Source organism: Mesorhizobium sp. P2_E6 (assembly GCF_056403835.1).
Genome location: NZ_JBFUEQ010000008.1, coordinates 89685 through 103279 on the forward strand (window position 1 = coordinate 89685; position 13595 = coordinate 103279).

The 13595-nt window shown below is 65.4% G+C and carries 12 protein-coding genes; 8 read left to right on the forward strand and 4 right to left on the reverse strand.

What is annotated here, in order from left to right:
• Position 1: 1 nt before the first annotated feature.
• Together AC1D08_RS20785 and AC1D08_RS20790 are read left to right on the forward strand one after the other, a co-directional pair.
• Positions 2-844 carry a protein-L-isoaspartate O-methyltransferase family protein gene (locus AC1D08_RS20785; RefSeq protein ID WP_457153167.1) on the forward strand — a complete coding sequence of 281 codons (843 nt, stop codon included), beginning with the start codon at positions 2-4 and terminating at the stop codon, positions 842-844.
• Positions 845-962: 118 nt separating this feature from the next.
• Positions 963-1616: a dihydrofolate reductase family protein gene (locus tag AC1D08_RS20790; RefSeq protein WP_457153168.1), complete on the forward strand. Its 654-nt coding sequence runs from the start codon at positions 963-965 to the stop codon at positions 1614-1616.
• Positions 1617-1628: 12 nt separating this feature from the next.
• Here AC1D08_RS20790 and AC1D08_RS20795 read toward each other — a convergent pair whose 3' ends face one another.
• On the reverse strand, positions 1629-2498 hold the full coding sequence (locus tag AC1D08_RS20795; RefSeq protein WP_457153169.1) for a LysR family transcriptional regulator: 870 nt from the start codon (positions 2496-2498) through the stop codon (positions 1629-1631).
• Positions 2499-2676: 178 nt separating this feature from the next.
• Between AC1D08_RS20795 and AC1D08_RS20800 the strand changes: the two genes are divergently transcribed.
• Entirely contained in the window at positions 2677-3276 is a 600-nt protein-coding gene (locus AC1D08_RS20800) for a LysE family translocator (protein ID WP_457152524.1), read from the forward strand.
• A gap of 22 nt (positions 3277-3298) precedes the next feature.
• Here the strand turns inward: AC1D08_RS20800 and AC1D08_RS20805 are convergent, their stop codons facing one another.
• Entirely contained in the window at positions 3299-4093 is a 795-nt protein-coding gene (locus AC1D08_RS20805) for an SDR family NAD(P)-dependent oxidoreductase (protein ID WP_457152522.1), read from the reverse strand.
• Positions 4094-4325: 232 nt separating this feature from the next.
• Between AC1D08_RS20805 and AC1D08_RS20810 the strand changes: the two genes are divergently transcribed.
• A complete protein-coding gene (locus AC1D08_RS20810; protein WP_457152521.1) occupies positions 4326-4781 on the forward strand; it encodes a MarR family winged helix-turn-helix transcriptional regulator in 456 nt (151 codons plus the stop codon).
• A gap of 25 nt (positions 4782-4806) precedes the next feature.
• Here the strand turns inward: AC1D08_RS20810 and AC1D08_RS20815 are convergent, their stop codons facing one another.
• Positions 4807-5985 (reverse strand): MFS transporter, encoded by a 1179-nt coding sequence (locus AC1D08_RS20815; RefSeq protein WP_477423890.1) that lies wholly within the window; start codon positions 5983-5985, stop codon positions 4807-4809.
• 206 nt (positions 5986-6191) lie between these two features.
• Here AC1D08_RS20815 and AC1D08_RS20820 point away from each other — a divergent pair, with 206 nt between their 5' ends.
• The 4 genes from AC1D08_RS20820 to carB all read left to right on the forward strand — a co-directional run bounded on the left by AC1D08_RS20820 (position 6192) and on the right by carB (position 12410).
• The gene (locus AC1D08_RS20820) at positions 6192-6548 is read left to right on the forward strand and encodes an ArsR/SmtB family transcription factor (protein WP_457152519.1); all 357 of its coding nucleotides are present in this window, start codon (positions 6192-6194) and stop codon (positions 6546-6548) included.
• Between the two features lie 77 nt (positions 6549-6625).
• Positions 6626-7384: a metallophosphoesterase family protein gene (locus tag AC1D08_RS20825; protein WP_457152518.1), complete on the forward strand. Its 759-nt coding sequence runs from the start codon at positions 6626-6628 to the stop codon at positions 7382-7384.
• A gap of 397 nt (positions 7385-7781) precedes the next feature.
• Positions 7782-8687, forward strand: a complete 906-nt coding sequence (locus AC1D08_RS20830) for an SH3 domain-containing protein (protein ID WP_457152517.1) — start codon at positions 7782-7784, stop codon at positions 8685-8687.
• Positions 8688-8906: 219 nt separating this feature from the next.
• The gene (gene carB / locus AC1D08_RS20835; protein ID WP_477228144.1) at positions 8907-12410 is read left to right on the forward strand and encodes a carbamoyl-phosphate synthase large subunit; all 3504 of its coding nucleotides are present in this window, start codon (positions 8907-8909) and stop codon (positions 12408-12410) included.
• Here the strand turns inward: carB and AC1D08_RS20840 are convergent.
• On the reverse strand, positions 12407-13582 hold the full coding sequence (locus AC1D08_RS20840; RefSeq protein WP_457152515.1) for an FAD-dependent monooxygenase: 1176 nt from the start codon (positions 13580-13582) through the stop codon (positions 12407-12409). The two genes, carB and AC1D08_RS20840, sit on opposite strands and share 4 nt — an antisense overlap.
• Between the last annotated feature and the right edge of the window lie 13 nt (positions 13583-13595).

Consider the following 13595-nt stretch of genomic DNA (forward strand, 5'->3'; position numbering starts at 1 on the left):
CATGACCGGGATCGAAGACGCCAGGAAGTTCTACGCGAGGCTGATGGCCGCTAATGCCGGCTCGCCCGATCCGCGCCTGGAGGCGGTCTTCGCCGAGGTGCCGCGCGAAGCCTTCCTCGGTCCTGGGCCGTGGACGATCATCGCCGGCAACGGCAAGATCACGACGCCGAGCGCGGATCCGGCTCACATCTACCAGAACGTGCTGGTGGCGCTCGACAGCGACAAGGGCATCAACAATGGCGAGCCGTTCCTGCACGCCATGTGGATCGGCAAACTTGCGCCCAAACCCGGCGAAGCCGTTTGCCACATCGGCGCCGGCACCGGCTACTACACTGCGGCGCTGGCCAAACTGGTTTCGCCCGGCGGCACCGTCACCGCTTTCGAACTCGACAAAAACCTGGCCGAGCTCGCACGACAAAATCTCGAAACCTATGGCAATGTAACCGTCGTCCATGGCGATGCCGTGACGTCGCCCTTGCCGCCATCCGACATCATCTACGTCAATGCCGGCGTCGCCGCGCCACCGGTGGGATGGCTGAAGGCGTTGCGGGCGGGCGGTCGCATGATCTTTCCCTGGCGCCCGGCCGAGCGCGTCCCGCTGGCAGTGATGGTGACCCGCACAGAAAAAGGCTTCGCCTGCGACCCCTTCATGCGCTCATGGTTCATTCCATGTGTCGGCGCCTCGGTTGCAGACCCTGCGGCGAAGATCCCGACGCGCGACCAGGCCGCGCGCAGCCGCTCGATCTGGCTGACGTCGGACAAGCTGCCGGACCGCACCGCCACGGCGATCTTCGGTGAGGTCTGGTTCTCCTCGCGCGTCCTCGATGCCAGGTCTCGCAGGTGACGCATCGATGGCGGACCTGTCAAAATCTTGCCAGCGGTGTCGGACGGGCGGCGATCCGCGCGTCCTTGGGCTGAAGTCCAGCCGCGACGGCGTGGATTGAAGAAACCGGAGCATTGGAATGAGAAAGATCATCGCCGCGACATTCGTCAGCCTCGATGGCGTCATGCAAGCCCCAGGCGGTCCGGAAGAGGATCCGGCCGGCGGCTTCAGATTCGGCGGCTGGACGTTCCATTACTGGGACGACGCCATGGGCGCGTTCATGGGCGAGACCTTCACCAAGCCCTTCGACCTGCTGCTCGGCCGCAAGACCTACGACATCTTCGCAGCACACTGGCCGTACCAGGACAACGATCCGATCGCCGAAAGCTTCAACGCCGTCACCAAATATGTGGCGACGCACCGGCACGACACGCTGACCTGGAACAACAGCCAATCGCTGGGCGACGACGTCGTGGCAACGCTGCGCAAACTGAAGGAGCAAGACGGCTCGGACCTGCTCATCCAGGGTTCGAGCGACCTGATCCAGACCCTGCTCGCCAATGACCTGATCGACGAGATCGGCCTGCTGATCTTCCCGCTGGTGCTGGGCAAGGGCAAGCGGCTGTTCGGCAACGGCACCATGCCTTCCGCCTTGAAGCTGACCCGCTCGCAGGCCTCCAGCACCGGCGTCATCATGGCGACCTATGAGCGTGGCGGCGAGATCAAGACCGGATCGTTCGCGCCGGAAAAGCCGTCCAAGGCAGAGATCGAGCGGCGCAAGAACTGGAAGTAGCTGGATCTGGTTTCAAGCCGCCACCAGCCGCCGCGCCAACCCTTCACGGATATGCCGCGCGAATTCCTGTGCCGCGGGTCCGACACCGTGCCTCGGCAAATGCAGATTGATGGCAAAACTCGGCAGCGGCGGCAGGCCTGAACCGAACGGCAATATGTCGAGATCGGCCGGCACGGTGGAGGCCAGCCATGTGGTGACGGCGAGATCGGAACGCACTGTCGCCGTCGTCGCGTCGATGTTGCCGTTCTCGAACACGGTGCGCCATTCCAGCCCGTGCTCACTGAGCGCCGACAGCACCGCCGGCCGGAAGGCGCAGGTGTCGGCAACGATCGAAACCGGCAGCGGCCGCTTGGCACGGGCAACGCCGCCCTTGGCGCCGACCCAGACCAGCCGGTCTATGGCCAGGCACTCGCCGGCCGACGGGCCGACCCGTTCCTCGATCACCGCAAGGTCGATGGTGCCGGCCGCGAGGGCAGCGGCGATCTCCGGTGATGAGGCACAGATCAGCGATATCTCGACCTGGGGATAGGTCTCGGCATAGCGCTTCAGCACCGGCGCCAGCAGGGTGCCGACAAGATCGTAGGGCACGCCGAGCCGCACCTGGCCGGCCACCGGGGTACCCGCCATGTCGGTCCAGATCTCGTCATTCAAGGCCAGCAGCCGCTTGCCCTTGCCGAACAGCCGCTCACCGGCGCGCGTCAGCCTGAGGCCGCGCCGATCGCGCTCGAACAGGCTGGCGCCGAGCGCCTCCTCCAGCCGCTTGACCTGCTGGCTGACGGCGCCTTGCGTCAGGTGCAGCGCATTGGCAGCCGCCGTCATGCTGGCCTTGTCGGCGACGGTGATGAAGGTGCGGATCAGCGCCATGTCGAGATTTCGGATCATAACCGCATTATGTCTGCTAATGCCAAGCATAGCAAACATTGCATTTACTGAAGTTCATGCGCGGCTAGGATGGCGGTGTCCGACAATGCATGTCGCCCAAAAGTGCGCAGCGGTTTTGGGAGAACGAAATGCAGAAACAAAAACTTGAAGCGTGTCGACACGCTTCAAAGGAAGCCGCATGCTCGAGCCGATCATCCCCCTCGTCCTGTTTGCGATCGTTGCCACGACCACGCCCGGCATCGCCACGACCTTGTCGACGGCGTCCGGCGCGCAATTCGGCTTTCGCCGTTCGGTCCCTTTGCTGGTCGGCAGCGCCGCCGGCCTCGCCACGGTGACGGGAGCGGCCGCTGGCGGGCTCGCCGGCCTGCTGCTTGCGGTGCCCTCATTGCAACTGGCGATGAAGGTCGTCGGCTCGCTCTATCTCGTCTGGCTGGCGATCAAGATCGGTCGCAGCGGACCGCCCAACCTGGACGTCACCATGGCCAGTCCGAACAGCTTTCTCGGCGGTGCCGGCATTCAATGGATGAACCCCAAGGGCTGGGCGATGGGGCTAGGCGCGGCAGCCTCGTTCGCGGCCTTGGCCAGCGGCCCGCTGCAGCTTGCGCTGCTGCTAGGCGCCACCTTCGGCTTGGCAGCAGCTGCCTCGCTGTCGCTTTGGTGCGTGGCCGGGATGCTGCTTGCCCGGCTGCTCAAGACAGAATGGCAATGGCGCGCGCTCAACATCGTGCTGGCGCTGGTGCTTGCCGCCTCGACCATTCCAATGTGGCGGTCGGCCTGAACGCCAACCGCCACACACGGGCTCAAGCCGCGTAGCGTGCCGCCGGCTTGTTGGCATGCAGGCTGCCGTAGAAGGCTTGGCGCGCGCCGAGGAAAGTGTCCAGCTTGGTGGCGTCGGCAAGCCCCGGCACGGTAACCGTTTCGCCCTTGGCCAGGCCGACAAGTGCGGCATCGACCAGATCGTCCGCCGTCATGACGATCTCCTGCGGAAGGCTATCGATATCGCTGCCGGCGATCTCCCAGAAATCGGTCCGGGTCGCGCCTGGCAGCACCACCTGCGCTTTCACCTGCGTACCCGCAACTTCGCGCTGCAGGGCTTCGGTGAAGTTGACGACATAAGCCTTGGTGCCGCTGTAGATGCCGCCGAACGAGGTGTCGAAGGCAAGCACCGAGGCGATGTTGACGATGGCGCCACGGTTGCGCGCCACCAGACCTGGCAGCACGGCACGGGTCAGCCGCGTCAAGGCGATGACATTGACCTTGATCATGCGCTCGACGGCGTCGGCATCGGCTGTCGCCACCACCTGCTGGCCGCCAATGCCGGCATTGTTGACCAGCACCGTCACGCTGTCGTCGGCGGCGATCGCCTGCTCGACGCGGCGGACATCATTGTCGTCGGCGAGATCGGCGCTGATCACGCTGACCTTGCGGCCGTAGGCATAGCGCAGCTTCTCCGCCAGTTCCTCGAGCCGGTCGGCGCGCCGCGCCACCAGCAGCAGGTCATAGCCCTGCCCTGCCAGCCGATCCGCATAGACCGCACCGATGCCCGCCGAAGCTCCGGTGACCACCGCCGTGCCCTTGTTGCTCTGTCCACTCATTGTCCTGTTCCTTCTTCGACTGATTGCTTCGCTTCGACTTTTGCCGCCGGCACCGTGGGCAACTGCCCTTGCCTTGCCGCCAAAGCCATCTGATTTCATTTAGTGGCATATACCACTATCCTTGAAATAGGCATATGCCACTATCTTGTCAATGATCGGGACTGAGATTATTTAGGGGTAAGCGGTCGGGCGTGATGCAGCCGTCGCCGAGAGAAAGAGCCGAGAGAAAAACATGTCAAAAGATGCCCTACCCGGCCTGACGCTGTGCAACAACGCCATGCTGCGTCGCGCGGCACGCAAGCTCGGCCAGTATTATGATGATGTGCTTGCGCCTTCGGGCCTCAAGGCCACGCAGCAGGGCCTGCTTTACCAGATCCATATCGGCAACGAGCCGGCGATGGGTGCCATTGCCGCGTCCCTGATCATGGACCTGTCGGCGCTTGGCCACACGCTGAAGCCACTGATCCGCGACGGCTATGTCGAGACTTTCGCCGATCCGGACGACCGCCGCATCAAGCGCGTGCGGCTGACGCCGCAGGGTCTGGTCAAACTCGATGAGGCGATGAAGCTGTGGCACGTCGCCCAGCAGCGTTTCGAGGACGTGGTCGGCAAGGATCAGGCGGCAAAACTGCGCGCTGCGCTGGATGACATCGCCGCGCTGGATTTCGAGCTGCCGCCGGCCAGCTAAGGCAGCCGACGGGCTTCCGAGAAGACTACTCAGCCGGCATGGCAACCGGCCGCGCCGCCCAGCGACCGGCCAGCACGATGCCGAGCCCGATGATCGGGAAGGCTGCGGCGACCAGGCCGAGATCGGCCGGCGCGCCGTAGCGCAGCACGGCGCCCCCGACCACGGCGCCCAGCGCCACGCCGAGATAGAGCGCCGAGCCGTTGAGCGACAGCACGATCGGCGCGGCGTCGGGCGCCAGCTTGATGATACGGCTGGCCTGCGCCGGCGGGAACGCCCAGCCGACGATGCCCCACGGCACCATCATCGCCATCAGCGCCGGCCCGGCAATGTGGGGCGGCAGGAAGGTCGGGATGACCGACAGCATCACCAGCATGGCCGCACTCAGCGTCAGCGACCAGCCGACGGTGCGCGTAGCGCCAAAACGGTCGGCTGCCTGGCCGCCGGCGATGTTGCCGATGACGGCGCCGACACCGAAGGCGAGCAGCATGCCGGGCAGCGCGATCTGGCTGAGCCCGCCGCCCTCGATGGCGAGCGGCGCGACATAGGCAAAGACGGTGAAGGCGCCGGTCAGCGCCAGAAGCGTCGTCAGGAGGATCGGCATCACGCCGGGCCGCAGCGCCGCTGCCAGCCTGCGCTTCAGGGGCAGCCTGGTGCCGACGATGCCGCGCGGCAGCCGGTACCAAAGGATCGCGCCGGCAAGCGCGCCAAGGCCGGCAATGGCGTAGAACGTGCCGCGCCAGCCGGCGAAGGCAGCGACCAGAGCGCCAAGCGGCGCGCCGACCGCGACGGCCACCGTGGTGCCACCGACGACGACGGCAATGGCGCGGGCCCGGTGATGGTCATCAACCAGCGCCACCGCCGTGCCTTGCGCGGTCGCGGCGAACAGGCCCGACGACAGCGCCATGACGATGCGTGCGATCAGCAGAAGTTCGAAGGAGGAGCTCAACGCGGCGGCAATGTTGCCGATGACGAAGAACACCAGCGTCCACAGGATGACACGGCGCCGGTCCCATTCGCCGGTCAGCGTCGCCAGGATCGGCGTGCCCACCGCATAGGCGAGCGCAAAGGCGGTGATCAGCGTGCCGGCCAACGGAATGGAGATGCCCGCGTCCGCCGCGATGTCCGGCAAAAGGCTGGAGATGACGAAGCCTTCGGTCGAGATCGTGAACGATCCGAGCGCAAGCCAAAAGAGGCGTTTGTCCATGGGGCGTGTCCTTAGTTCAAAAGTTATTGAACAATTGGACATGACAGGGCATGATGTCAATGAAGCCAGGGAAAAATAGCAGCACCCTCCTGACAGCCCTGTGTCAGCACAGTCGGTCAGCACGGATCGCAACGGAAGAACGGCGCGTATGCGCAGAGCAGGATGGATGCGTTGAAATCGGCCCGAACTGTGCTTAGTTTCCAGCCATGACCTTGCCACACCCCAATACCGACCAGATCAGCCTGCCGATCGTGCTCGGCGTGCTCGGTGACCCGACGCGGCTCGCCATCGTGCGCTATCTCGCCAGCAAGGAGGGCGTGGCGCTGAACTGCAGCCAGTTCCTCGACCTCGGCTCCAAGACCAATCTGAGCTATCATCTGGCCAAACTGCGCGAGGCCGGGGTCACCCGCGCCGAAGTCGTTGGCACCAACCGCATGATCACGCTGCGTCGCGCCGACCTCGACGCCCGCTTCCCCGGCCTGCTCGACAGTGTCATCGCCGCCGCCGGAGACGATCCCGCGCTGCCCGCGGTCGGTGGCCACGATCTTGAAGTTTCCGCCTGACCCTTGCAGGAATTGGGTTCCTCGCCCCGCATAGCGGGGAAAGAGAAAACGCTGCCCCACGTTCGGAGCCACCCAAGATGCGCATCGCCGTCCTCGCAGATATCCATGGCAATGTGCTGGCGCTGGACGCCGTGCTTGACGATCTGAAGCAGCGCGGCGGCGCCGACCTGACCGTCAATCTCGGCGACAGCGTTTCCGGCCCGCTGTGGCCGCGCGAGACGTTTGCGCGGCTGGAGGCGCTCAACCTGCCGACGGTGCGCGGCAACCACGACCGCCGCGTCGCCGCCGATCCGGCCAGTGACGAGATGTGGCCTTCCGACGCCTATGCGCAGCAGCGGCTGACGCAGGCGCAGCGCGAGGCGTTGTTCGCGCAGCCGCTGACGCTGGAGATCGCGCCCGGCATCATAGCCTTCCACGCCCGTCCCGACCATGACGAGAAATATCTGCTCGATGCGATCACCGATGGCCAGCTGGTGCGCGCGCCATTGGCGGCGATCCGACGGCGGCTGAAGGCGCTCGACCCCGCCTGCCGCATCGCTCTGTGCGGCCACAGCCACCGGCCTGAGCTGATCCGCATTCCCGGTGGTCCGGTCGTCTTCAATCCCGGCAGCATCGGCTGCCCCGCCTATGACGATGCGACGCCACCGGCGCATGTCTCGGAGCAGGGCTCGCCGCATGCGCGCTACGGCATCGTTACCTTAGGCAGCGCCGGCAAGCCCGACCGCTTCGAGGCCATCGCCGTCGATTACAACCGCGAGGCGGCGGCCAGACAGGCCGAACAGGCGGGACGCCCGGAATGGGCCCACGCGCTCAGGACGGGGTTCATGCCGGGCTGAGCGTAGCTCATGCCGGGCTGAACTCGTTGATGCCGCCAGCCTCCCTGACCCGTAAACTTGCAACGCCAAGCCGCCGCGGCTAGACACGAAATGCCCTCAGCCAGGCCGGGAGGATTGACCTGGCGAGGGGATCAGCTGGGGCTTCGCAAGGAGCAGCAGGGTTTCTCCCGTCCGCCCAGCACCATGGTTCGCTCGAATTTTCGGGCTTACATGGCGGCGCGTCGTCGCTTATAAAACCGGCCGGGCATGCGACGGGCTCGATCCGTCGCGTGCACGGTGTCTTTGAGTATCAGCGCACGGCCAAATGATGAGGCGCACCGTTACGCTCCGAACAACCCTGCATGCGCTGATTGCGGCTCCGCTTCTGATGGCGGCCTGGCCGGCTGTTGGCCCCGCCATGGCCGAAGAATCGCCGGATCTCGTCATCTCCATCGTCACCGGCCTGGCGCCGGATGACCTTCTCAATATCCGCACAGCAGCATCGCCGGTCGCCACGGTCGAAGCGCGTCTGGCTGGAGGCGCAAGCGTCACCAATCTCGGCTGCAACGACGTCAACGGCAACAAATGGTGCAAGGTCGAGAGCATGGGCAAGGACAAGCTGAGCGGATGGGCGCCGGCGCGCTACCTCATCCCCCTCAATCCGGCTCCCTATGTCGAAGGCCAGGCAAGACCGGCCGACGCACCGATGGTCGCCTCCACTGGCAATGAGGCCGATCAGGCATCGGCGCTGGACAAACCACAAACCGGCGACCCCGCCAAGCCCCAGCCGCCGATCGCACCGCCGCCCGACCTGGCGGCGCGTCTGGGTGGCGCGGGTCCGGAGGCTGGCGCCGAAAGCACGCAGAAATCAGCCGTCGAAATCGGCCAAACGGCCATGCGGGATGCCTACGGCCTGGCCTTCGCGGTGCAGGAAAACCCGACGACCGGCGAGATCGAAAAGCCGCCGGCCGCGGCATCCATTGCCCCGCCGCCTGACTCACAAGCCGTCGCGCGGCTGGAGCCGCCATCTGAGCATGCCACCCCATCTGACCACGCCACCAATGAAATTCCCTGCGCCCGCTATGTCGGCGAGCCGATGACCCGCTGCGCGGTCAGCGTCATGCGCGCCGGCACGGACAATGCCGACGTCACCGTCACCTGGCCCGACGGCGGCACCCGCGTCATCTCCTTCGTCGCCGGCAAGCCGGCCGGGTCCGACGGGCAGAGCGACTTCCGCTTCACCCGTGAAGGCAGCCTGAACATGATCCGCATCGGCGTGTCCGAACGCTTCGAGATCACGGATCAGCTGGCGCTGGGGGATTAGTCTTAGGGGAGTAAGGGAGTAGGGCAGTAAGGCAGTATGTTTGCAGCGCGCTCCAAACTCTACCTACTCCCCTACTCCCCTCATTTTCGGGGTTACATCGGGCAAAACTCTTCCCTATAAGGCCCTCCTAGCCTGATACCAGAATCGCGAGCACAACCGGCCGGGTCTTCCCGTCCCGGTTTTTTGTGCAAGCCGCCCGCCGAACGGAACTTATCGCCCATGCCAAGACGCACTGACATCAAGTCGATCCTGATCATCGGGGCCGGCCCCATCGTCATCGGCCAGGCCTGCGAGTTCGATTATTCCGGTACCCAGGCCTGCAAGGCGCTGAAGGAAGAGGGCTTTCGCGTCATCCTGGTCAATTCCAACCCGGCCACCATCATGACCGACCCGGAACTGGCCGACGCCACCTATATCGAGCCGATCACGCCGGAAGTCGTGGCCAAGATCATCGCCAAGGAGCGGCCCGACGCGCTGCTGCCGACCATGGGCGGCCAGACCGCGCTCAACACCGCTCTGTCGCTGCGCCGCATGGGCGTGCTCGACCGTTACAATGTCGAGATGATCGGCGCTGACGCCACAGCGATCGACAAGGCCGAGGACCGCGCGCTGTTTCGCGAGGCGATGAAGAAGATCGGGCTGGAAACGCCGAAGTCGATGCTGGCCAACGCCACCGACGTCAAGAACACCGACCGCAAGACGCACGAGGCCGAGCGCGCCGCGGTCAAGGCCGAAGCCCCGGCCGATCTCGACGCCGCGCTCGACGCGTTGGAAACCCGCTGGAACCTCGGCGAAGGCGACCGCAAGCAGCGCTACATCAGCCACGGCATGGCGATCGCCGCCCAGGCGCTCGACCATGTCGGCCTGCCGGCCATCATCCGTCCGTCCTTCACCATGGGCGGCACCGGCGGCGGCATCGCCTACAACCGCGCCGAATTCTACGAGATCGTCCAGTCCGGCCTCGATGCCTCGCCGACCACCGAAGTGCTGATCGAGGAAAGCGTGCTCGGCTGGAAGGAGTATGAGATGGAGGTCGTCCGCGACAAGGCGGACAATTGCATCATCGTCTGCTCGATCGAGAACATCGACCCGATGGGCGTGCACACCGGCGATTCGATCACCGTCGCCCCTGCCCTGACCTTGACCGACAAAGAATATCAGATGATGCGCAACGCCTCGATCGCGGTGCTGCGCGAGATCGGCGTCGAGACCGGCGGCTCCAACGTGCAGTTCGCCGTCAACCCGGCCGATGGCCGCCTGGTGGTGATCGAGATGAACCCGCGCGTCTCGCGCAGCTCCGCCCTGGCTTCCAAGGCGACCGGTTTCCCGATCGCCAAGATCGCGGCGAAACTCGCCGTCGGCTACACGCTGGACGAGCTGGAGAACGACATCACCGGCGGCGCCACGCCGGCCTCGTTCGAGCCGTCGATCGATTACGTCGTGACAAAAATCCCGCGCTTTGCCTTCGAGAAATTCCCCGGCGCCGAGCCGGTGCTGACCACCGCCATGAAGTCGGTCGGCGAAGTCATGGCCATCGGCCGCACGTTCCAGGAATCGCTGCAGAAGGCGCTGCGTGGTCTCGAAACCGGCCTGACAGGTTTGGACGAGATCGAGATCCCCGGCCTCGGCCATGGGACCGCGATCGCCAACCATGCCGACGACCGCAACGCCATCCGCGCCGCACTGGGCACGCCGACGCCCGACCGGCTGCGCATGGTGGCGCAGGCGATCCGCATGGGCACCTCGCTGGAAGACGTGCACGCCATGTGCAAGATCGACCCGTGGTTCCTCGAGCAGATCGCCGGCATCGTCGCCATGGAAGCCCGCATCCGCGAGCACGGCATCCCCGGGGATGCCGTCAATCTGCGCATGCTGAAGGCGATGGGTTTTTCCGACGCCCGCCTGGCATCGCTGACCAGGACCGACATCGAAGTGATCGCGAAGGTCCGCGAAAAGCTCGACGTTCACCCGGTCTACAAGCGCATCGACACCTGCGCCGCCGAGTTCGCCTCGCCCACCGCCTACATGTACTCGACCTACGAAGTGCCGTTCGCCGGCCACCTCGCCAACGAGGCGCAGGTCTCGTCGCGCAAAAAGGTCGTCATCCTCGGCGGCGGGCCGAACCGCATCGGCCAGGGCATCGAGTTCGACTATTGCTGCTGCCACGCCGCCTTTGCGCTGCGCGACGCCGGCTATGAGGCGATCATGATCAACTGCAACCCCGAGACCGTGTCGACCGACTACGACACCTCGGACCGGCTCTATTTCGAGCCGCTGACGGCGGAAGACGTGCTGGAGATCCTGCGCGCCGAACAAGCCTCGGGCGAACTGGTCGGCGTCATCGTCCAGTTCGGCGGCCAGACGCCGCTGAAGCTGGCGGATGCGCTGGAGAAGGCCGGCATCCCAATCCTCGGCACCTCGCCCGACATGATCGACCTCGCCGAAGACCGCGACCGCTTCCAGAAGCTGCTGCACAAGCTCGGCCTCAGCCAGCCGAAGAACGGCATCGCCTATTCGGTCGAGCAGGCCCGCCTCGTCGCAGGCGAGCTCGGCTTCCCGCTGGTCGTGCGCCCGTCCTATGTGCTCGGCGGCCGCGCCATGCAGATCATCCATGACGAGGGCATGCTGCAATCCTACCTGCTCGACACCGTGCCCGGCCTGGTGCCGGAGGACATCAAGCAGAAATACCCCAACGACAAGACCGGCCAGATCAACACGCTCCTGGGCAAGAACCCGCTGCTGTTCGATACCTATCTCTCGGGCGCCATCGAGGTCGATGTCGATTGCCTCTGCGACGGCAAGGCAACCTTCGTCTCCGGCATATTGGAGCACATCGAGGAGGCCGGCATCCATTCGGGCGACAGTGCCTGCTCGCTGCCGGTGCACTCGCTGCCTTCGGAGCTGGTGGATGAGCTGGAGCGCCAGACGGCGGCACTCGCCCGCGCGCTCAATGTCGGCGGCCTGATGAACGTGCAATATGCGATCAAGGACGGCACGGTCTATGTGCTGGAGGTCAACCCGCGCGCATCACGCACCGTGCCCTTCGTCGCCAAGACCATCGGGCGGCCGATTGCCAAGATCGCCGCCCGCATCATGGCCGGCGAGACGCTGGAAGACGCCTTCGCCCATTACGGCGCCATGCCCGACCCCAGGAACCCCGGCCACATCGCGGTCAAGGAAGCCGTGTTCCCCTTCGCCCGCTTCCCCGGCGTCGACATCTTGCTCGGCCCGGAAATGCGCTCGACCGGCGAGGTCATGGGCCTCGACCGCGATTTCGCGCTGGCCTTCGCCAAGAGCCAGCTGGGCGCCGGCGTCGACCTGCCACGCTCCGGCACGCTGTTCGTCTCGGTGCGCGACGAGGACAAGAAGGGCATATTGCCGGCGGTGAAGCGCCTCGCAGGTCTCGGCTTCAAGGTGATGGCAACCTCAGGCACGGCCCGCTTCCTCGCCGAAAACGGCGTCGTCGCCGAGAAGATCAACAAGGTGCTGGAAGGCCGCCCCCACATCGAGGACGCCATCCGCAACCGCCAGGTCCAGATCGTCTTCAACACGACTGATGGCCAGAAGGCGGTGTCGGACTCAAAATCGCTCCGCCGCGCGACGCTGATGCAGAAGGTGCCGTATTACACGACGCTGTCGGGCGCTGCCGCGGTAGCGGAGGCGATTGCCGCGCTGAAGGCGGGGAGCCTCGAGGTCAGGCCGCTGCAGGAGTACTTTGCCTAGAGCGAAGCCGCGGCTGCCATGGCTTCGGCATCGGCGTCGTAATTCCAGACCCAGGCGCGTTCCTGCGGCTGAGCGTCAAGCTTGCGGTCGCGGGCATGCAAGTCGCCGCTGGATGCGTCATAGCGAGCACCGTTCATGCGCGCCATGCGCTGGACGCCGGCAGTCCGCTCGCGCCGCAGCTGCTCGTAAATCAGCAGCGCCCGTGGGGCTGACTTGCGGTCTGCGTGGCTCAGCACCGTCGCCAAGGCAACCGCGTCTTCGATGGCCTGATTGGCTCCTTGTCCCAAATGCGGCAGCATTGGGTGGGCGGCGTCGCCCAGCAGGGTCAGGCGTCCGCGAGTCCAGGTTGCGAGCGGCTCACGATCGAACAGGCCCCACCTAAACGTCGTTTTCAGTTGGGCAATGACCGTCTCGACCATGGGGTCCCAACCGGCGAACTCCCGGGCAAGGGCGGCGGGATCGCCCCGTGCCGACCATGACTCCTTCATCGGCTCGTCAGTCGTCACAAAGCCGACGTAGTTGATGAGCAGGCCGGCGCGCACCGGATAGACGAGAAAATGCTTGCCTGCACCAAGCCAGTTGCGCATCGCTCCCGGCGGCCACGAGACACCAGCCGCCGGGATCACCCCTCGATAGGCGACCGATCCCGAATAGAGCGGGGCGGACGGGGCAACTACGAACTGCTGAAGGGTAGAATGGATACCGTCAGCCGCGATCACGACGTCGGCCGTGGTGCGCAAACCATTGGCGAAAGTGATGACGGCCTGCTCATCGTCCTGTTCGAAGCCGATACATCTGTGGCCGGTCTTCACACTATCGGCAGGTAGCCGATCGACGAACATTGCCAGCAAATCGGCGCGGTGCATGCCGTAGAACTCGATTTGGCTGGCAAGCTCGGGGGGCCACATCGCAGCCGCATAGGATCCATCGGCGCGACGAAACTGTGGGTCGATCCATCTGGCGCCCGAGCGGATCAGCTCGTCACCGAGGCCGAGCCGCCGAAGCATCCGGACACCGTTCGGTTGGATCACGACGCCGACGCCGACCTCGGCCAGGGCCGTAGCCTGCTCGTAGAGACGGACGTCCATGCCACGTTGAAGCAGGGCGGCAGCAGCGGCGGCGCCGCCGATGCCGCCGCCAATGACTGCCACACGTAGCGGGCTCGTGCTCATTGCTCCGGCTCGT